This is a genomic window from uncultured Marinobacter sp., assembly GCF_963974375.1.
Classification (GTDB): Bacteria; Pseudomonadota; Gammaproteobacteria; order Pseudomonadales; family Oleiphilaceae; genus Marinobacter.
The window spans coordinates 16,737-37,750 of sequence record NZ_CAXBDN010000006.1; the positions used below are offsets into that span (position 1 = coordinate 16,737).

General features: G+C 59.2%; 16 protein-coding genes. 7 read left to right on the forward strand and 9 right to left on the reverse strand.

Annotated features, from left to right (window positions below):
* Nucleotides 1-23: 23 nt before the first annotated feature.
* Nucleotides 24-797: an enoyl-CoA hydratase gene (locus AAC035_RS00930; RefSeq protein WP_339799076.1), complete on the reverse strand. Its 774-nt coding sequence runs from the start codon at nt 795-797 to the stop codon at nt 24-26.
* A gap of 387 nt (nt 798-1,184) precedes the next feature.
* On the opposite strand from AAC035_RS00930, the gene AAC035_RS00935 reads away from it, so the two are divergent.
* Nucleotides 1,185-2,699 carry a fumarate hydratase gene (locus AAC035_RS00935; RefSeq protein ID WP_339799079.1) on the forward strand — a complete coding sequence of 505 codons (1,515 nt, stop codon included), beginning with the start codon at nt 1,185-1,187 and terminating at the stop codon, nt 2,697-2,699.
* Nucleotides 2,700-2,780: 81 nt separating this feature from the next.
* Here the strand turns inward: AAC035_RS00935 and AAC035_RS00940 are convergent, their stop codons facing one another.
* Both AAC035_RS00940 and AAC035_RS00945 read right to left on the reverse strand, forming a co-directional pair.
* Nucleotides 2,781-3,317: a hypothetical protein gene (locus AAC035_RS00940; protein WP_339799082.1), complete on the reverse strand. Its 537-nt coding sequence runs from the start codon at nt 3,315-3,317 to the stop codon at nt 2,781-2,783.
* Nucleotides 3,318-3,471: 154 nt separating this feature from the next.
* Nucleotides 3,472-4,938: a YdiU family protein gene (locus tag AAC035_RS00945; RefSeq protein WP_339799085.1), complete on the reverse strand. Its 1,467-nt coding sequence runs from the start codon at nt 4,936-4,938 to the stop codon at nt 3,472-3,474.
* Between the two features lie 200 nt (nt 4,939-5,138).
* Here AAC035_RS00945 and AAC035_RS00950 point away from each other — a divergent pair, with 200 nt between their 5' ends.
* The 4 genes from AAC035_RS00950 (at nt 5,139) to AAC035_RS00965 (ending at nt 9,968) form a co-directional block, all read left to right on the forward strand.
* The gene (locus tag AAC035_RS00950) at nt 5,139-6,065 is read left to right on the forward strand and encodes a hypothetical protein (protein ID WP_339799086.1); all 927 of its coding nucleotides are present in this window, start codon (nt 5,139-5,141) and stop codon (nt 6,063-6,065) included.
* Between the two features lie 14 nt (nt 6,066-6,079).
* A complete protein-coding gene (locus tag AAC035_RS00955) occupies nt 6,080-6,883 on the forward strand; it encodes an HAD-IIB family hydrolase (protein ID WP_339799088.1) in 804 nt (267 codons plus the stop codon).
* 51 nt (nt 6,884-6,934) lie between these two features.
* Nucleotides 6,935-8,158, forward strand: coding sequence for a glycosyl transferase (locus AAC035_RS00960; RefSeq protein WP_339799091.1), 1,224 nt, complete (start codon nt 6,935-6,937; stop codon nt 8,156-8,158).
* 73 nt (nt 8,159-8,231) lie between these two features.
* The gene (locus AAC035_RS00965) at nt 8,232-9,968 is read left to right on the forward strand and encodes an alpha-amylase family glycosyl hydrolase (protein ID WP_339799094.1); all 1,737 of its coding nucleotides are present in this window, start codon (nt 8,232-8,234) and stop codon (nt 9,966-9,968) included.
* Between the two features lie 23 nt (nt 9,969-9,991).
* Here the strand turns inward: AAC035_RS00965 and AAC035_RS00970 are convergent, their stop codons facing one another.
* Nucleotides 9,992-10,978 carry a diguanylate cyclase gene (locus AAC035_RS00970; protein ID WP_339799097.1) on the reverse strand — a complete coding sequence of 329 codons (987 nt, stop codon included), beginning with the start codon at nt 10,976-10,978 and terminating at the stop codon, nt 9,992-9,994.
* A gap of 4 nt (nt 10,979-10,982) precedes the next feature.
* Nucleotides 10,983-12,017: a response regulator gene (locus AAC035_RS00975; RefSeq protein WP_339799100.1), complete on the reverse strand. Its 1,035-nt coding sequence runs from the start codon at nt 12,015-12,017 to the stop codon at nt 10,983-10,985.
* A gap of 291 nt (nt 12,018-12,308) precedes the next feature.
* On the opposite strand from AAC035_RS00975, the gene sbcB reads away from it, so the two are divergent.
* Nucleotides 12,309-13,754 (forward strand): exodeoxyribonuclease I, encoded by a 1,446-nt coding sequence (gene sbcB, locus AAC035_RS00980; RefSeq protein WP_339799103.1) that lies wholly within the window; start codon nt 12,309-12,311, stop codon nt 13,752-13,754.
* A 52-nt stretch (nt 13,755-13,806) separates the two neighbouring features.
* Here the strand turns inward: sbcB and AAC035_RS00985 are convergent, their stop codons facing one another.
* The 4 genes from AAC035_RS00985 to AAC035_RS01000 form a co-directional block, all read right to left on the reverse strand.
* A complete protein-coding gene (locus AAC035_RS00985; RefSeq protein ID WP_339799105.1) occupies nt 13,807-15,807 on the reverse strand; it encodes a tetratricopeptide repeat protein in 2,001 nt (666 codons plus the stop codon).
* Nucleotides 15,808-16,153: 346 nt separating this feature from the next.
* Nucleotides 16,154-17,008, reverse strand: coding sequence for a 6-carboxytetrahydropterin synthase (locus tag AAC035_RS00990; RefSeq protein ID WP_339799108.1), 855 nt, complete (start codon nt 17,006-17,008; stop codon nt 16,154-16,156).
* Nucleotides 17,009-17,094: 86 nt separating this feature from the next.
* Nucleotides 17,095-18,105, reverse strand: a complete 1,011-nt coding sequence (locus AAC035_RS00995; protein WP_339799111.1) for a response regulator — start codon at nt 18,103-18,105, stop codon at nt 17,095-17,097.
* A 143-nt stretch (nt 18,106-18,248) separates the two neighbouring features.
* Nucleotides 18,249-18,776, reverse strand: coding sequence for a hypothetical protein (locus tag AAC035_RS01000; RefSeq protein WP_339799113.1), 528 nt, complete (start codon nt 18,774-18,776; stop codon nt 18,249-18,251).
* A 206-nt stretch (nt 18,777-18,982) separates the two neighbouring features.
* On the opposite strand from AAC035_RS01000, the gene AAC035_RS01005 reads away from it, so the two are divergent.
* Nucleotides 18,983-21,014 (forward strand): insulinase family protein (locus AAC035_RS01005; protein WP_339799115.1); only part of this gene is annotated, 2,032 nt, incomplete at its 3' end.

Genomic DNA, 21,014 nt, shown 5'->3' on the forward strand with positions numbered 1-21,014 from the left:
GAGGCCCGGCGTTGTCACAGAACTCAGGAGAACGACGAGAAATCCGGTTTCCGTTTTTCAGCAAAGGCCCGGAAGGCTTCAGCCGCTTCCGGTGACTGCAGTCGCTCCCCGAAACTTTCCCCTTCGGCTCGCATGGCATCTCTCAGATTTTCCAGATTGCCCCGGTTCAGCAACGCCTTGGTGGCGCGGATTGCCGCAGCCGGCTGGGCGGACAGTTTCTGGCAGGCCTCAAGGGCTTCACTTTCGGTAGCAGCGGGATCACAGATCCGGTTGATGAGTCCCAGTCCCTGTGCCTGCTGGGCATTGAAGGCGCCCCCGAGCATCAGCAATTCCGCTGCCCGCACCCGGCCCAGCCATTGCGGCAGCAGCAGGCTGGAGCCGCCTTCAGGGCAGAGTCCCAGGTTGGCGAAGGGCATCTGGAAGTTGGTGTTGTCGCCGGCGAATACCATATCGCAGTGCAGCAGCAGGGTGGTACCGATGCCAATGGCCGGGCCGTTTACCGCTGCAACCACAGGCTTGGCAGCGGCCGCCAGCCCGAACAGCAGACGGCCCACAGGGGTGTGCTCAAATTGCCCGGAGGGTCCTGCCATAAAGTCTGTCAGGTCGTTGCCCGCCGTAAAGCATTCGCTGGTGCCGGTGATCAGGGTGCAGCGAATACTGCTGTCCTGTTCAGCGTTACTGATGGCATCCGCCAGGGCAGTGTACATGGCATGGGTAAGGGCATTTTTACGCTCGGGGCGGTTCAGGCGCACAACCTGTACGGCACCTGTTTGCTGAATGACAACATGCTCGGTCACGGAGGTTCTCCTGCGGGATCCTGTCACTGCGGACGAATCCTCTGTTCATGAAGGCGGTGGCGACAGGACTGGTGATGACCCTGTCGGGCACTCGGCCGGTTTCGACTTTGGTCGGATCTGGCAGGATTTAACCCCAACAGACCCCTGTTTTGCAAAGAAAACGCCAATTAGCTTGCCGCTTAAACGGTCTGATGAGTCGTGTCAGTCTGTATAAACACCGGCCCGGCTGGTAAACTTGGCGCCGATTTTTGGGCTGGCCATAACACTGCGTTGTGACAAACGACGAGCGAACCGCTGGATCTTTTTGCCAGCAAGCCACCTGGCCCAGTGCATCCCGGAAAGACCACCCGGAACCGGATCTTCACGACAGACACTGATGAGACGCCTATGACCACCGTAATCCGCCAGGACGACCTGATCGAAAGCGTAGCGGACGCGCTGCAGTTTATCTCCTATTACCATCCCAAGGACTTCATTCAGGGTGTATACGAGGCTTACCTGAAAGAAGAGTCCCAGGCGGCCAAGGATGCCATGGCACAGATCCTGATCAACTCCCGCATGTGTGCCCAGGGTCATCGCCCCATCTGTCAGGACACCGGCATCGTTACGGTATTCGTCAACATTGGCATGAACGTCCGCTTTGAATGTGACATGCCCCTTGATGATGTGATCAATGAAGGTGTTCGCCGGGCCTATACCCATCCCGACAACGTGTTGCGGGCCTCCGTGCTGGCCGATCCGGATGGCAAGCGCGAGAACACCAAGGACAATACCCCGGCCATCATTCATTACAAGATGGTTCCCGGTGATACCGTTGACATTCACGTGGCAGCCAAGGGCGGTGGCTCTGAGGCCAAATCCAAGTTTGCCATGCTCAATCCCTCAGACTCGGTGGTGGACTGGGTTCTGAAAATGGTTCCGCAAATGGGTGCTGGCTGGTGTCCGCCGGGCATGCTGGGTATCGGCATTGGCGGTACCGCTGAAAAGGCCATGGAGCTGGCCAAGGAAGCCCTGCTGGAGCCGATCGATATCCATGACCTGAAAGCCCGCGGCGCCTCCAGTCGGGCGGAAGAACTCCGTCTGGAGCTGTTCGAAAAGGTAAACGAACTGGGTATCGGTGCCCAGGGTCTGGGTGGCCTGACCACGGTGCTGGACGTCAAGGTGAAAGATTTCCCCACCCACGCCGCCAACAAGCCGGTTGCGATCATTCCCAACTGCGCCGCTACCCGTCACGCCCACTTTGTGCTGGATGGCTCTGGCCCGTCCCTGCAAACTCCGCCGAGCCTGGCTGACTGGCCGGAAATCACCTGGGAAGTGGGTGATGATGTGCGTCGGGTCAATCTCGATACGGTCACCCCGGAAGACGTCAAGGACTGGAAGCCCGGTGAAACGGTTCTCTTGTCCGGCAAGATGCTGACCGGTCGGGATGCGGCCCATAAAGTCATGGTGGATATGATCGAGCGGGGCGAAGAGCTGCCGGTGGATCTGAAGGGCCGGTTCATTTACTACGTGGGCCCGGTTGATCCGGTTCGCGAGGAAGTGGTCGGCCCTGCGGGTCCCACCACCGCCACCCGCATGGACAAGTTCACCCGTACCATGCTGGAAAAAACCGGGCTGACCGGGATGATCGGCAAGGCCGAGCGTGGCCAGGTGGCGATCGATGCCATCCGCGAATTCGGTGCGGTCTATCTGATGGCGGTTGGTGGCTCTGCCTATCTGGTGTCCAAGGCCATCAAGCATGCCGAAGTGGTGGCTTTCCCGGAACTGGGAATGGAAGCCATCTACGAGTTTGAAGTGGAAGATATGCCGGTCACCGTCGCGGTGGATTCCATGGGCACGTCTGTTCACCAGACCGGGCCGGTGGAGTGGCACAACAAGATCATCGCTGCCAAGGCGGTGTGATTCAGGATGCGGGCGAACCCGGTGTTCGCCCGCAAACCTTTTTGCTCTGTCCTTTCTCTGTCTGTTATTCCTTCCTGAGATTCACATGGACCGCGGCTGACCAGTGGTTCCGAACGGCTGGTTGAAACTGCTGTCGACTCCCTGCAACCGCGCTTCCGGGTGGTTCAGCATCATTAACCGCTTCATGTCAGCCAGGTGCTTTTGCGGCACATCGATCATCAGCAGGTATTTGCCGGCTTCAATGTCACTGTGAAACCGGCGGATGCGGTAATTTTCTGCGCCGATTCCCCCGAAACCTCCGGCCCAGGCCCCGGCAGCGGTGGCGAACAGAAACAGGGCAATCCAGGCCGCCATTGGCCATTGCATGCCTGTGATAAAGGCCAGAACCAGAATCGCCACCACCCCGATCACCGCGCCGATAATGGCGCCACGCTCCAGATAGCGGGCAAGGTCAGTCCGGTCCAGCACGCTGGCGGTGTGCAAACGGTGGGTGTAAAGCCCGGCCTCATCACGGCTGACGATATGAAACCGCCAGTCACTGACGTCATGAGCGTGCAGGTCGTCCGAGATGGACTGGACGCTGTCGATATTTTCCGCGAGATAAAATAAACGCTTCATGGCAAAGCCTCCCTGTTAACGGGATATGGGAAGAGTTGCTATTGATTATAAATTAACCAGGCTGCCCTCGCTGACGCAGCTAAGACGGGTTGGGGATAAACGCGGCGGGTATAGAACGGTTCAGACTAACGGCCGCGTCAGGAGCGCCCTGACATCAGGACGAACAACTGATGCTCATATGCTTGCCCCAGTCTGGCGGTGCGGCAGCGTAACGAGCGTATCCGGGCTGTTCATCAAACGGATTCTGCAACACCGTCAGTAACTCCGCCAGCGGTTCATAATCACCGTTCTGGGCCTCCTGGATAACCTGCTGGGCAAGGTAGTTGCGCAGGATGTAGCGGGGGTTCACCGCGCACATGGCCCGTTCTCGTTCGTCGTCGCTGCGCTGCTCCTGTTGCAGCCGTTGCTGGTATCTTGCCAGCCATTGTTCCGCTACAGAGCGGTCCACAAACAGGTCCAGCACGGGCGATGGCCCCTGTGATGGCAGGGTGGACAGGCCCCGGAAGAACAGGGTGAGGTCGATGCGGTGCTGATGAAGCATGCTGAAGGTATCCATGACCAGGGTCATGTCATCTTCTTGTGGTTCTGCCAGCCCCAGTTTGTCACGCATCAGCCCGGCAAACGTCTCGTTGTAGCAGGTTTCGTAGCTGCGCAGGGATCGGCGCAGATCATCGTCGCTCATCAGCGGGCGCAGGGCGTGGGCCAGAAACTGGCAGTTGATAAAACCCATTTCCGGTTGCCGGTTGTAGGCGTAGCGCCCGCCCTGGTCGGTGTGGTTGCAGATATAGCCGGCGTCGAAATCATCCAGGAAGGCATAGGGTCCATAGTCAAAGGTATCGCCGATGATGGACATGTTGTCGGAGTTCATGACGCCGTGGCAGAAGCCTACCGCCTGCCATCCTGCGATCATTATGGCGGTGCGCCGGCAGACCTCCCGGAAGAAAGCGGGGTAACGGTCTGCTTCCTCAGTTTCTGCAAGGTCCGGGAAATGGTGTTCGATGGTGTGTTCTGCCAGGGTTCTGAGAGCATCTTCTCCCAGGTGATGGGCGGCGTACTCAAAGTGACCGAAACGGATGTGGGATTCGGCCACCCGGATCATGGCCGCTGCGGTTTCAATGGACTCCCGTCTGACCGGCTCCCGCGCGGACACCAGCGTCAGCGCCCGCGTGGTGGGAATGCCCAGATAGTGCATGGCTTCGCTGCAGAGGTATTCGCGAATGGTTGAGCGCAGTACCGCACGGCCGTCGCCAAAGCGGGAGTAAGGGGTCTGGCCGGCGCCTTTGAGGTGCCAGTCCCGGGTCACGCCATCCGGCCCCCGGGTTTCCCAGAGCAGCAGGCCGCGGCCGTCGCCCAGGTCCGGGTTGTAGGCTCCGAACTGGTGACCGGTGTATTTCATGGCCACCGGGACCATCCCTTCCAGCAGTTCCCGGCCAGCGGTTATTGCAGCCCAGTCCTCCGGACTGTCAGAGCGGATGCCCAGCTCGGCGGCCAGCGCATGGTTGAAGTGAACCAGGCTGATATCACCTCGCAGCGGTGTCGGCTGCACCGGGCTGTAGAACTCTGATGGCAATGACCGGTAACGTTGCTGAACACGAAAGGGAGCCGGAGTAAATGCTGTCATGGTGCGAGTGGGCGTAACCGGAACGCAAAAATACGTCTCGGTGCCATTCTCCTCCTATACTGTGGTTGGCATGTCAGTGATACATGCCTGATCACCCGGACGATGCTGGTACAGAACCTGCAACACCAGGCGTAACTGTGTGATACAACGATCAATTCAAGCATGTCCCGCTGACGGGAATGCTGACCGGGAGCCTTGCCATGCCAAACACCGATACCGATGATGCCATTGCAGCGTTGATGTCCCAGCACCGGTTGCCTGCAGCCTATCGCAAAACGCTGAATGACATCATTGAACCCCTTGCCCTGTCACTCTATCAGGCCAGCCAGGGTGCCGACAGGCCTCTGGTGATCGGTATTCACGGTGCCCAGGGCACCGGCAAGTCCACCCTGACGGATTTTCTGCGGGTTTTGCTGGCCTATCGTTATCGCTGTCCTACCGCCAGCCTGTCCATGGATGACATCTACCACACCCGGGAGACCCGTGAGCAGCTGGCAGCCGAAGTCCATCCGCTGCTGATTACCCGGGGCGTGCCGGGCACTCATGATATCGGGCTGGGCAACCGGGTACTGGACCGGTTGATGGCCGCTAACGCCGGGTCGCGGACGCCTTTGCCGCTGTTCAATAAAGCGGTCGATGACCGTGAGCCGGAAGAGAAGTGGCCGCTGTTTATCGGTCATCCGGGGATTATCCTGGTGGAGGGCTGGTGCCTGTGTGCACAGCCGGAACCTGACTCCGCGCTGGCAACCCCGGTCAATGTGCTCGAGGAGACCGAAGACCGGGATGGCCGCTGGCGGGCTTATGTCAACGATCAGCTGAAAGGCCCCTACGCTGACTTTTTCGCCCGGGTGGAGTTACTGGTCATGCTGAAAGCTCCCTCCATGGCCAGTGTGCTGGAATGGCGCACCTTGCAGGAGCACAGGCTGGCGGAAGCCTATCGCGATGCACCGAAAGAGGGCGTAAATGGCGAGAGTACTGCACCGGAAATGCGCATCATGTCCGATCAGGAAGTGCAGCGCTTCATCATGCACTACGAGCGAACGACCAGGCATGCCCTGGAAGAAATGCCTGCCAGGGCCGATGTATTGCTGACACTGGATGAAGACCACACGCTCAGGCAGGCCTGAGCAGGAAACTTGTCATGAACTGCCCGCAACGGGTCTTTTTTACCGATCTTGATGGCACGCTGCTGGACCATCAAACCTACAGCTGGCAGCCGGCACGCGAAGCGCTGGCGGCCCTGGCTGCGCGACAATGGCCGCTGGTCATCAACTCCAGTAAAACCGCCAGCGAGATTCGCTCATTGCGGTCCGAACTCGGCAACGACCATCCTTACATCACCGAAAATGGCGCCGTCGTTGTCATTCCCGAGAACTACTTCGGACCCGCGCCAGAGCAGGTCCTGCCCACCGGCTGTTCCCGCACTGAGGTGTTGGAGCAGCTGGAAATACTCCGTGGCAAGGGTTTTCGGTTCACCGGATTCAATGATCTTTTGGTAGCCGAGCTGTCAGATCTCACAGGGCTGGACCCGGCCAGTGCAGCCCGGGCTGCAGACCGGCAGGCCACGGAACCATTGCTGTGGCTGGGTGACAAATTGTCCTTGCTGCGCTTTCGCACGGCATTGTCGGCCGTGGGCCTGCAGTTATTGGAAGGGGGTCGCTTTCTGCATGTCATGGGTCAGTTCGACAAGGCCGACGGTGCCGCCATGCTGATGGCCCGATGGCGGGCATTGCCCGGTGGTGAAAGCACACGTTCGGTGGCACTGGGGGACAGTCCCAATGATCAGGCCATGCTGGCTGGCGCGGACCTTGCAGTTATCATCAAGGGAGTGAATTCCGGGTTGATCCAGCTGCCACCGGACAAGCCGGTAATCCGCTCCCGAGAGCCCGGGCCGGCCGGCTGGAATGAGTGCGTGTTGCGCATTCTCAAGGACAGCAACCACTGATCCGGTACCGGCCTTGTCCGGGTGCATCGCCCGACATACAGGAGAACCGTCATGGGTGACTTTTACCAGAACGGCATCATCACTACGCTGCACAATCTGACCCGCCGCCCGGTGGACGATCTTGAGCAGGAACTTGTCAGCTTCAGCCGGGTCCGTCCCATGTCTCTGGTGTTGCCTTCGTTGTATTCGGAGTTGCAGGGACCGGCGCTGAAAAATATTGTTCACGAATTGGCAAAGGTGCCCTATCTGGCCGAGATTGTGATCGGACTGGATCGCGCCAACGAACAGGAATACCGACACGCTCTGGAGTACTTTTCGGAACTGCCCCAGCACGTCAAGGTGCTCTGGAACGATGGCCCCCGCCTGCGTGCCATCGATCTGAAACTGCGGGAGCAGGGGCTGGCGCCCACCGAAATGGGCAAGGGCCGCAATGTCTGGTACTGCTTTGGCTATGTGCTGGCGTCCGGCAAGAGTAAATCTGTTGCCCTGCACGACTGCGACATCCTCACCTATTCCCGGGACCTGTTGGCGCGGCTGATCTATCCGGTGGCCAACCCGGCCTTCAATTACATGTTCTGCAAAGGCTATTACGCCCGGGTGGCGGATGGCAGCATCAATGGCCGGGTCAGCCGGCTACTGGTCACACCGCTGATTCGGGCTCTTAAAAAGGTCTGTGGTCCCAGTGACTTCCTGGATTATCTCGACAGCTTCCGTTATCCGCTGGCCGGAGAGTTCTCCCTGCGCACCGATGTAATCAATGATTTGCGTATTCCCAGCGACTGGGGGCTGGAAGTGGGTGTGCTGTCCGAGATGAAGCGCAATTACGCCACCAATCGCCTGTGCCAGGTGGATATCGCGGATACCTACGACCACAAGCATCAGGACCTGTCAGCGGAGGACGCAAGCCAGGGCCTGTCGAAGATGAGCACGGATATTTCCAAGGCCCTGTTCCGCAAACTGGCCACCAACGGGGAAGTCCTGTCCAACGAGAAGTTCCGCACCATCAAGGCCACCTATTACCGGATCGCCCTGGATTTTATCGAGACCTATCAAAGCGATGCGGTCATCAATGGCCTGAGCTTTGACCGCCACAAGGAGGAGAAATCCGTGGAGTTGTTTGCCCAGAATGTGATGCGGGCAGGTAGCTATTTCCTGGATAACCCCATGGACACGCCCTTTATTCCCAGCTGGAGCCGGGTTGCCAGCGCGCTTCCGGACCTGATGCAGGAAATGTACGACGCGGTGGAAGCGGACAACCGGGAGTTTGCGCCATGAGCCGCAAAGGGTGGACCGATCCGATTTTGAAAGCCCCGGCCCGGGACGGCCGCACTGGACAGGAATCTGCCTGATGAACAGCGAGCTGATGCAGAAACTGGCGGGCATGCTGGATCAGGTGTATCCGGCCCTGGATACCCGGTGGCTGGCCGGGGAACTGATTCAGGCCATGGGTCTGGCCGCGGACGCCAAGGGACCGCCGGCCCACCAGAACAACTGGGATGAGGGTGACGTGCTGTTGATCACCTACGCGGATTCGGTGCAGCGGGGGGATGAAAAGCCCCTGCATACGTTGCATCATTTTCTGGATGACTGTCTGCAGGATACCGTGAGCGCGGTGCATATCCTGCCGTTTTTCCCCTACAGTTCCGATGACGGCTTTTCGGTCATGGATTACCTGGCGGTCAATGAATCCCACGGCAGTTGGAGCGATATCCGGGCGATTGCTGCAGAATACAAACTGATGGCAGATCTGGTGATCAATCACATGTCCGCCCGCAGCCGCTGGTTCGAGAACTTTCGCAAGCGGGAGCATCCGGGCAAGGATTACTTCTATGAGGCTGACCCGAAACTGGATCTTGGCGATGTGGTACGACCCCGGACATCGCCACTACTGAATCCGGTGATGACAGCAGATGGTGAACGTTACGTCTGGTGTACCTTCAGTGAGGATCAGGTGGACCTGAATTTTGCCAATCCACAGGTGCTGCTGGAGTTCGTGCAGATTATCCGTTATTACCTGGATCAGGGCGTGCAGATGTTCCGGCTGGATGCCGTGGCCTTTCTGTGGAAGGAGCCGGGGACCCCCTGCATTCACCTTCAGCAAACCCACGAGCTGATCAAGATTCTGCGGCTGCTGGTGGAGCACCACAACCCGGACGCGGTGCTGATCACCGAGACCAACGTTCCGAACCGGGAAAATCTGACTTACTTCGGCAACGCCAATGAAGCCCATGTGATCTACAACTTCTCATTGCCGCCGTTGCTGATCAATACCCTGGCCAGCGGTAACTGCCGCCATCTGAAAACCTGGCTGATGAGCATGCCGCCAGCCCAGATGGGGACCACCTATCTCAATTTCATTGCCTCCCACGATGGCATCGGGATGCGACCCACCGATGGTCTGCTGACCGATGAGGAGAAGCAGGCGCTGATCAGCACCATGGAACAGTTCGGGGGCAAGGTGTCCTACCGCCGTCTGTCCAGCGGTATCAATCAGCCCTATGAGATCAATATCGCGTTGTGGGATGCCCTCAAGGGCACCGAGCAGCACGGCCCCGACCAGTGGCAGCTGCAACGTTTTCTGTGCGCCCACGCCATCATGCTGGCGCTGGAGGGGATTCCCGCTTTCTATATTCACAGCCTGTTCGGAACCGGTAATGATTACGATCGCATGGAGCATACCGGCCGGCTGCGGTCCATTAACCGGGGCCAGTGGCAGCTGGATAGGCTGGCAGCAGAACTGGCCAATCCCCTCAGTCACTACAGTCAGGTGTTCAGCCAGCTGCGACGGCTGATCGCGATTCGCCGTCATCAGAGCGCGTTCCACCCCAATGCCACCCAGTTTACCCTGCATCTCGGACTGCAGATTTTCGGCTTCTGGCGCCAGAGCATGCGCCGGGACCAATCGGTGTTCTGCATTCACAACATCAGCAGTGAATTGCAGCAGGTGGCCCTGAGCGATATCAACCTGATCGGTACTGACCAGTGGGTAGATCTGATTTCCGGGGTGCAGCTGGACGATCTCTCCGGCAGCCTGACCCTGAAGCCGTATCAGAGTGTGTGGCTGTCGAATCGCCCCGAATCCTGAGGCGGTCAGCACGGTGCCATTGTTCAGCCCATGTCACTGCTGTAGACCACGGACTGGTTACGACCATTTTCCTTGGCGTGATACAGGGCATCGTCCGCCTGCTGTAACCACTCCATGTAGTTCTGGGGTTCGTGATCGAGCTGGGACAGGCCCATGCTGACGGTACACTGGATAGCACCGTCCTCCGTCTCGATAGTCAGTTGTCCGATGCTTTCGCGGATACGCTCGCAGATATTGAGCGCCCCCTGAATGTCGGTTTCCGGGAGAATAATGGCGAATTCCTCACCGCCATAACGCCCGATCCGGTCTGCCTGGCGCAGGGCGTGGCGACTGATCTCTGCCACTTCCCGGATCACCTCGTCACCCACCAGATGACCGTGGGTGTCGTTTATCGGTTTGAAGTGATCAATGTCGAACATCACCAATACGGTATGGTGACCGTAGCGACGGTAGCGTTCAAACTCGGCGTCCAGCAGGTTTTCCCAGGTTCCCCGGTTTAACAGTCCGGTCAGACGATCGGTGCTGCTGAGTCGTTCCAGTTGCTGGTTGGCGTGCTCCAGCGCCTTGCGCCCGGTGACGATGTCAGTGACGTCGTAGATCATCAGGCACACCTGGGTGACCTGGCCCCGGGTGTCGGTCAGCGGGCTGATGGTCAGGTTCTGGAACATATAGGTTTCGGTTCCGGTAATGGGCCGGGTATTGCGGAAACGGAACAGATAGGGGCGTTGTTCCCAGGAGGTAAACGTGCGCGTGTTGAGCATGACCACCGACTGGATCTTGCGGGTCAGCCATTCCTTCGGCAGTTCCGGGAACACATCGAACAGCACCTGATTGCGAACGCGGCTGGCGGTTACGCTACTGTGGCCTTCCATAAACCCGTTCCAGAGCTGAACCCGGTAGTCCAGATCCATCACCAGCAGACCCACCTCAATGGACTCCAGCAGATTTGCCAGCGAATGGTAGGCGGCGGCGCTGTCGTCTTCGTTTGCCCCGGACAGTTGATTGGCCATGGGATTACTCCGTCAGGAAATGCAGGTTTTGTTCGAGTTGATGAATGGACTCTTCGGTGAGAAACACCAACAGGTCACATTCAATCCGGTAGCCTTCCAGGCGGTAGGGAATTTCGATACACATCAGTCTTTCCTGGCGTTCGTTATGGTGCTCGATCAGATGCTCGACCCGTCGATGCCGGCCCAGCACCACTGGCTGACCAAGGCCAAGGTGAATGTCCATCTGCTCGCCAACCCCCCGCAGAAAAGCTCCGAACAGAATGCTGGACATGTCCATCAGCACTTCCACATCCAGGGCGTCGGAATCCACTTCGCCATAGCCCAGCAGATCGATCATGTCCTTGATGCTGGAATCCGAGAACAGCAACAGTGCCTCGCCGGCCATACCGGCACCGGTAAACCCCTGGCATACAGCCGAGTAGGTGTCATGCTGTTCAGCGGCTGCCGCCAGTACCATGCTCAGTTCGGTCCGATAGATCTTTGTTACTCTGGGAACTGGCAGCTTCACGAACACGTTCAGCAGGCGCGCCAGCAGATCGGCGGCCTGGCCCATGGCCACGTTGGCGACTTCCTGCAGGAAATCGGACAGTCCGATACTGGCAGTGCCAGGCTCTGGGTTGGCGTCGGCAGACTGATCCATGGTGCCCCGGGGCTGAGGCCTGGTGGGGTCTGGCTGATACAGGCCGAACTGGGTCAGCAGCTGGGTCAGCAGGCTCTTGTCCACGGGTTTGCGAATAAAATCAATGGAACCCAGGGCCAGAACCCGTTTGCGGGCTTCGGGCTGTATGTCGCCGGATACCACAATGGTCATGACGGGCAAGTCTTCGGTACGAATGGTTTCCAGTACCTGATAGCCATCCACTTCTGGCATGTTCAGGTCCAGCAGCAACAGATCGGTGCGGGAAGATCGCAGGTGCTCCAGCGCCTCCCGGCCGTTGGTGACGTATTCTATGGCGATATTCCAGTCGCCCGGCAAGGTGCGGGCCATCTGCTTGCGGGCCATGGCCGAGTCGTCACAGATCAGAACACGTGTTTTCATCAGGTGACTCGCATGGGGAAACGGCAAAGCCTTCCAGGCAGGTTTTGCGTCCATTGCGGAACAGCAAGCCCGGGCAGATCTGTGCCCACCCGGACTGACCGCAGCTCAGTCAGCTACCAGGCTGCCAGGCTGCATGAAATCAGTGGGACTGATGATACAGCGAAACCTCACCGGATGATTCATGGCATTGTAAAACCCCGCAAAAATAACGGTTAATCCTTACCAGTCCGAAACTGGTACACTGCGACTTTTCTGACCACCGGACCTGTTACCCCCGACCGGAGCCCTGGCGTGATTCGATCCTTCTACTGGCACGACTATGAAACCTTCGGCGTGGACCCGGTCCATGACCGCCCCTCGCAGTTTGCCGGCGTTCGTACCGATGCTGACCTCAATATCATTGAAGACCCGCTGGTCATTTACTGCAAACCCACGGATGACTATCTGCCGTCGCCGGAGGCCTGCCTGATTACCGGCATCACGCCCCAGAAAGCTCTGGCCGACGGCTATCCGGAGGCGGAATTTATCAGCCGTATCCATGACGCCTTCAGCCAGCCGGGTACCTGCGTGGTGGGCTATAACAGCCTGCGGTTCGATGATGAGGTTACCCGTCACACCCTGTACCGGAATCTGCGGGACCCCTATGGCCGTGAATGGCAGAACGGCAATTCCCGCTGGGACATCATCGATATGGTGCGGCTGACCTATGCCCTGCGGCCTGACGGTATTGAATGGCCCCGGAAAGAGGACGGGACACCCTCTTTCCGGCTGGAAGAGCTCACCAGGGCCAATGGCATCAGCCACGAGCAGGCTCATGATGCCATGTCAGATGTTGAGGCTACCATTGCCATGGCCCGGCTGATCCGGGATCGGCACCCCAGGCTGTTCGAGTTTGTGCTCAACAACAAGGACAAGCACTCCGCCCGCAGCATGCTGGATACAGCGGCCATGAAGCCGGTCTTCCATGTGTCGGCCAAGTACCCTGCCAGCCGTGGCTGCTGTGCCCTGGTGGTGCCTGTGGCGGAACACCCCACCAACAAGAATCTGGTGATCGTGTACGATCTCCGTCAGGATCCCGGTGAGCTGCTGCAGGCCACGCCAGAGCAGATCCGGGCCCGGGTCTTCACCTCTCAGGCGGAACTGGGGGAAGGGGTCAGCCGGTTTGCACTGAAAGGCGTGCAGCTCAACAAATGCCCGGTACTGGCGCCGGCCACCATGCTGAAAACCCTGTCAGCGGAAAGGCTGGCGGAACTGGAGCTGGACGGCGACCTGATGCGTCAACACCTGGCCAGGCTGAGGCAGGTGCCGGATTTGGCCGCACGCATTGCCGAGGCATTCGATCAGCAGCGGGAAAGCGATCTTACCGATCCGGACGAGCAGCTGTATGCCGGTGGGTTTATAAGCACTACCGACCGCGAGAAACTGAACTGGGTGTTGCAACAGCCAGCGGACACACTGGGCGAACAGGAGATCCGCTTTGAGGATGAGCGGTTGCAGGAAATGCTGTTCCGTTACCGCGCCAGAAATTATCCGGACAGCCTGATGTCGGAAGAGCAGGAGCGCTGGGAAGCCTTTCGGCAGCAGCGTCTGATGCAGCCCAAGAAGGGCTGGCGGTCACTGGAGGCGTATTTCAGAACCCTGCAACAGCTGGCGGCAGACCCTGACCTTGCGCCTGAAAAGCGCCACATACTCGAAGAGCTGCACCTGTACGGCGAGTCACTGATTCCCTACGTTTAAGAGAAGAGGCAGGCAAGTCTCCGTCGCCATCCATGGCAAACGATGGCTGAGCTCAGCGCCGCCGGGTGAAATAGACCGACAGCGGCTGTCCCACCAGGCTCTGGACCTGACTGCCCAGGGCTTCTGCCCGGATCTGGCGGGCGACCGGCGCCAGCGACAGGCTGTGACCGTCCTGATCGGTTGCCTTGATCAGCTTCCAGTCCACCTCGTTGCTGACCAGCCCCATCAGGTCCTTCAGCTGATCCGGATTCTGCGGCCGGAACCAGCGGTCGCGACAGCCACCCAGGCCGTAGAAGTCATCCTCTCTCAGCAACTCCTGCCACAGGGCGTCGTCACGGTTGTTCAGTGCCATACGACGCAACTGGCGCAGCGTCGTCCGGGTCGGGGCAAGCTGGTGGGCGGCCACAAGCTGGCGGATATGGGCATCGCCCCGGGTTTGCTCGGCAATAGCCGTGTGCAGGTGCACGATGGCGCCGCGGGCTGCTGCGTCGTTGATAAGCGCCGCCAGTGACAGGTCATCCATGGCACCGGATGGCAGTCGACCGATCTCCAGCCAGTGCACCTGATGGCCATCCGCCACAAACCGGCGGGTGACGGACCAGGGCCAGAATACGATGTTATTGAGCCCCAGTTCTTCGGCGCGGCGAGTGGCGGTGGCCACATTTGCCAGGGATTCATCGACTGCAATGATCTCGACGTCGTCCAGATAACGAGCCAGCTCCAGCGCTCGCTGTCCGGATTCGGCACCACAGATCATCATCCGGATCGTGTCGGGCAGAGCGCCCGGTTCATGGCCCAGGGTCTGCGCCATGATGGTTCTGAGGCTGCTCTCGGTGTGGAAGGCCAGGTGATTCCAGCTCGGCCAGGCCTGGGGTACGTCGGGCTTGTCCAGGCAAAGCTCCTCCGCCTTTTCCTCAAAATTCTGTTTTACCGCCTCGTCCCGGGCCCGGTCGTAATAGCTGGCTGCCATCAGCGGTTGGGTCAGGGCCGGCCAGTCCGTGAGTGACCACTGGCCAAGATGAACGGCGAATGGCTGATGGAACAGCGCCCCGTAGAGCGCACTGACCATGACCGAGCCAGCCAGGGCTTCGAGGGGATCGCCCATCACGCACTGGGCTGTGATGCTGTCGTTGATGGCGTGGATCAGCGATTCTTCATCCTGTTCCGCCACCATGGCGTAGCCGGTGCGATCCACATAGCGGGCAATGGCCAGTGTCAGGCCGTGAAGCTGGTCGCGCAGTTCCACGGTCTGTGCCACTTCACTGAGAATGGCCCGGCGCAGCAGGGTCACCAGCTCTTCAATGGCGGGGTCCGGCATCAGGGTTTTTTCGAGGGCAAGAATCAGCAATTCATCTTCGGCGGCGGCTTCGAGAAAGACCTGGGCACTGGGATCATCAAGATCATACTGCTGGTGCAGAATGCTGGCGCAGAAACGACCGATCTGCTGATGGGGCAGTTCGTCCCGGCGCAGCAGGGCAATGGCATCCAGTGCCAGCCGTTCATCAGCCTTGTGCACGTTGATGCGGGCTGCGCAGCTGAGCATGCCGCTGTAGACAGAAGGCCAGTCGAGTCCGGTCTCCAGCAGCTTGCGGTAATGCAAATAGGCCACATCAAACTGGCCCTGCTCACGTTTGGCGTGGGCAATGCCGCAGAAGGCGGCGGCAGATTGCCGGTCCAGCTCCAGCGCCTGCCTGAAGTAGCCTTCAGCTTTGGCCGGGCGTTCGCTCTTCAGGGCCCAGTAACCCAGGTTCACGTATTGCTGGGGCTGCTCCGGATTCTGCTGCAGGCTGCTCTGGAACAGGCTTTCTGCCCTGTCCAGGTCACCATCGTCCATTTCAATCCGACCCAGAAGCCCCAGTGCTCCGGCGTGTTGCGGCTGTCGTGCCAGGGCCTCGCCCAGCAACGAGCGGCAGGACTGACGCGCCCGGGTGCGCTCGACAAACCGGCGCTGTGGGTGGTTGGACTCGCCATAGGCCAGGTTGGCCTCAAGGACCAGCCGTGCAACCTCGGCCTTCTGGGAATCGGAGAGCTGATGATGATGCTGGGCTTGCATGGAACACCTCGTTCAACCTGCCGCGCAGCAAAGGCGGCAATGATCTGCAGTTGGTAGCGATAATTCGCTGGTTATGAGGTGTTGTGCGAAAGGTGTGCCAGATTTGATTGGAGCCCATTTGCCCCGGGCCCGATAACCGTTCACCCTGAGCTCTGAGCCTGTCGAAGAGTCGAAGGGTGTGATCACCGGACCTTGGAGTTAGCGTCCTTCGACGGGCTCAGGACGAACGGAGAATTGGGGCTCAGGACGAACGGGGAAGTGGGGCTCAGGACGAGCGGGGCCGGCGTCCAGTACCCGTTCGCCCTGACCCTGAGCTCGGAGCCTGTCGAAGAGCCGAAGGGCGCGGTCAGCGGACCGCTATGGCCCCTTTACCCACGCCCTCATAGGCTTTCACCATGATCTGGTCACCGGGATGTTCGGCCTTGATGCTGTCCGCCAGATAGGCTGCGATCAGCTCAACGGTGGTGTCGGTATCCATCATCCACACCCGGCGGGCAGGCAGGGTCAGGGTGAACTCGCCCTGGTTGGCTTCGTAGCAGAAGCGGATGTAGTCGATGCCATCGGCATCGGTCCAGGTCTGGCTGATGTCCTCACGGCTGGCAATATAGATATCCTGCCAGTGCCTGGCCCACTGTTTTTCCAGATCGCTGTCGCGACGGCCGTTGCGGTCGATTCGAATCGGTGAGCGGTGGCCGTGGGCGATGCGCTGGCAGTTGCCCAGGTGTTTCTTGAGGCCGTGAACGTAGTGGTAGTAGGGGCCTTCGATCAGGTCTTCCCGCAGGTTCACGGTGACTTCGGTGACGTTGGCCGGCAGCACCGCTTTCAGCTCCCGCTCCAGCAGGCGGGCAACCTGGGAGGGCACCACGGTCTCTCCTGCCACCATCACCACAGACTCTTCAGGGCCTTCATGGCGCAGATAGCTGCCGTTGGCCAGGCGCCAGGTCAGCTCACCGGGGCGGTCTTCCTCCTGATGTTCGAGAGCCACAGAGCCCTGGGGAACCACCAGCCGGTGGTCAACGCGTTCATCGATGATGCGTTTGATGGTCCGTTTGACGTGGCCAAAATCAAACACCATGCCCTGTTCGTCCAGTTCGCCGCCCAGCACCACGTCGGCAATCCAGCTTTCGCCCACCAGCCCGCGGTTACGGTCCAGGTAGGCAAAGTCAATGACGGTCAGGTTGTCGACAAACAGGTGATTCATGAAGGCTTCCGGAAGGCAAAAGGCGATATCAGTCGGAGTATGAGACGCATTCTACCAAAAGAAGAGCGGTCAGCGTGAACTCCTGATCAGCCCAACCACCCGGACAGCCATGCTGTGCCCGCAAGCAGCGCGCTGACACTGATAATCAGGCCACCGGTCCATAGGGCTCGTGAGCCTTTACGGCGCCGGTTGCTGGCCAGTTCGTCCAGATGACGGGCGATCTGTTCCGCCTGCTGGCGGGCCGCCTCGCTGGCCTGAACCAGAGTGTCAGCCTGCAGTGTCTGCCACATTTCCAGGTCTGCCTCGCGGCGACTTTCAGCCTGCCGGGTCAGTTCGTCCAGCCGTTCCGTCAGCAGCTGTTGGGTGCTGGCGAGAAGGTCACGACGGACGACGGCCAGAGCCTGCTCCAGTTGCCGGCCCACTTCCCGGGTAACCGCCTCCTGAAGCGTTTTGTGGTGGTTGTCCAGGATTGCTTCGAGGGCGTCCAGTTTGTCGTTGAGCAGGCTGGTATGTAGTCCACCCTGTTCGCCGAGGTCGTGGCGGAGATAGCTGATCTGCTCGTCAAACAGCTGGGTCAGACGTTCATGCAGTTGCTCGCTGATCTGGGATTTGACTTCGGCGCGGGCGGCCATGGCCACCTGATCTGCGGTCAGCAGGGGAATGTCCGGATCGTTTGCCGGCTCAACACTTTCTGCCGGTCCGGGCTGCCGGGGTTCGGCGACGGGCATCGCCGCCAGTTTTTCCAGCACTCTGGTGACGCCATCCCGTGCCGGGGGCTTCGACAGTATCTCGGTTATGCCCATCTGCAGGGCTTTTTCCTCGAACTCGGGAGACTTGCCGGACGTGCACATCACAATGGGTATATCAGCGGTGGCCGGATTGTTGCGGATGGCCCGGGCGGCTTCAATACCATTCATGCCGGGCATCAGGTGATCCATGAAGATGACATCAGGGCGGTCGCTGTTGCTGAGCAGGTCCAGAGCCTCTTCGGCGGACCCGGCCATGGCGACTTCAAGGTTGCTGCTCTTGAGCAGTTTGCTCAGGGTGAATCGTGCAACTTTGGAATCATCGACCAGTAGTGCGTTCCTGATGGTCATCTGGCATTCCCCCGAATCTGGTCTTGGCACCCTGGAGGACGGAGCCGTCGGTCAGGTGCCGGGTAACATTTTGTTAAGTTTACCGCGGATGTCGTATCCTGACTTACAAAAGGTTACACCAATGTTGCTGAATGCCAGTCAGATCACACTTCGTCAGGGGGGACGATACCCTGGCTCTGTGACCAGGCTCGCATATGGATGTCTGCCTCCCGCTGAATCGGTGAGCGGAAGGGTGTAATGATGATATCAAACAGCAGGAAGAACAGGCCGATAGATACCCACCCGACCATGAGGTTGTCCAGGGTCCGGGCCTGGACTTCGGGATTGGAAGAAACGAAAGCCTGCAGGTGAGGTATCAGTTGCTGCACCATAACCACCGGATTGAATCCGGCCAGCACCAGCGGCAACCAGGCTGCCAGCACCACCGGGAAAAAGCCGAACGACCAGGCGCAGCGACGGAGCAGGTAAACCACCAGACGAGCCAGGTAATGCTGTTGCAGAACGGCGTTTTTGCGGGCACGGGCAAGGTAGCGCCGCCGCTCGGCATGGTAGTCGCGGGAGTCAGGCACCTTGGGACGAGCCTGCACTGCCGGCGCGCCGGCGGCTGTCCGGTCCTGTTCCGATGTCTGACTGATTGTCTGACTGACCGACTGACTGAGTGGGCTCGACATGGGTACTGGCATCCTTTTGATCAGGTACTTCGCGGTGCGGGCTTTTCATTCGGCCGCACCGCCTCCATCATAGAGAGAATAAACACAGATCCTACGTTTAACGAATATACAGTGCAGATCTTATCAAAACGGTAGCCGTATACAGGCTTGAACACACACCGTGATAATCTCCACATGAAATCTATTTTGCCAGACAGGACCACCGAATGACCGCAAAAAATGATCAGAGTGTGCATCCGGCCTTTGAAAAGTTACGCAGCCACCCGATTGCGGCGCTGAATCTGACCATGGAAGAATATGTGCACCGCAAGACCGGTGCGCGCCATTTGCACATGGCGGCAGACAACGACGAAAACGTCTTTTTCGTGGCCTTGCGGACCTTCCCCATGGATTCCACCGGAGTCGCCCATATTCTGGAGCATACCGCCCTGTGTGGCAGTGAGCGGTTTCCGGTGCGGGATCCGTTCTTCATGATGATCCGCCGGTCCCTGAACACCTTCATGAATGCCTTTACCAGCAGTGACTGGACCGCCTATCCGTTCGCCTCCAAAAACCGGAAGGATTTCGAGAATCTGCTGGGTGTGTATCTGGACTCAGTGTTCTTTTCCCGTCTTGATCCGCTGGATTTTGCCCAGGAAGGCCACCGGATCGAGTTTGAGAAGCCGGAAGATCCGGACAGCCCGCTGGTTTACAAGGGGGTGGTCTACAACGAAATGAAGGGCGCCATGAGTTCGGCCACCTCCCAGTTGTGGCAGAATCTGTCCAGTCACCTGTTCCCCACCACCACCTATCACTACAACAGTGGAGGAGAGCCGGATCATATCGTGGATCTCGATTACGATGATCTGGTGGCCTTCTACAAGCATCATTACCACCCCAGCAACGCCATTTTCGCCACCTATGGCGATATTCCGGCCAGCGAGCATCATCAGCGTTTTGAGGATCTGGCCCTGTCGCGTTTTGACGCGCTGGATATCGAACTGCCGGTGAGAGACGAAAAACGCCTGTTTGCGCCGCTGCGGGTGGAACAGGCCTATGCGGTCAGCGAAGGCGAGCCGGTCGAGAAGAAAACCCATATGGTCATGGGCTGGCTGCTGGGCCACAGTTTTGATCTGGAACAGAATCTCGAGGCTCAGCTGGTCTCCAGTGTGCTGCTGGAAAACAGTGCCTCCCCGCTGATGCGGGCGCTGGAAACCACGGATCTTGGCACTGCGCCGTCGCCCATGTGCGGCCTTGAGGACTCTAACCGGGAAATGACCTTCGTTTGCGGCATTGAGGGCAGTGAAGCTGATCGCCGCGAAGATCTTGAAGCACTGATCGAGGGAGTGCTGGAGAGCGTGGTGGAAGAGGGCGTCAGTGAAGACCGCCTGGAAGCTATCGTTCACCAGCTGGAGCTGCAACAGCGTGAAATTGCCGGTGACAGTTTCCCCTATGGTCTGCAGCTTATTATGAGTGCCATTTCGCCAATGGTGCACGGCGGAGACCCCGTTGCCCTGCTGGATCTGGAGCCGGTGCTGGAGTCCATGCGCGAGAAGATACAGGATCCGGGGTATGTGCCGGGGCTGATCCGCAAGCTTTTGCTGGATAACCCGCACCGGGTAACGCTGACCCTGCGTCCGGATCAGCAGCTGGAAAACCGGCGTCAGGAGGCCATTCGCGAAGCGCTTGCCCAGCGCAAGGCCCGGCTCAGCGACGACGACAAACAACAGATTATTGACCGGGCCCGAGCTTTGGAAGCCCGCCAGCATCAGAAAGACGACGATTCCATCCTGCCCAAGGTGGACCTCACCGACGTACCGGTGAAAACCCATCACGTGGAAGGGCGCAAGGCCAATGCCTTCCCCGCCGCAATCTACGCCCAGGGCACCAATGGCCTGGTCTACGAGCAGGCCATCTTCAATCTGCCGGAGCTCAGTGAGCAGGAGTTATTGCTGCTGCCGCTGTACACCACCTGCCTGACCGAGGTGGGCTGTGGCGAACTGGGTTATCTGCAGATGCAGGATCGCATTTCGGCCTGCACCGGCGGCATCGGCGCCTCGGTTTCCGCCCGCGGTGCGGTGGATGACGTGCAGTCACTGTCTGGTTATCTGGTGCTGAGCGGCAAGGCCCTGGCCCGCAACCGCAAGGCGTTGTCAGATCTGCTGCGGGATGTGTTTGATCACGCCCGCTTTGACGAAAGTGGTCGTATCCGTGAACTGATCGCCCAGATTCGCGCCCGCCGCGAGCAGTCAGTCACCG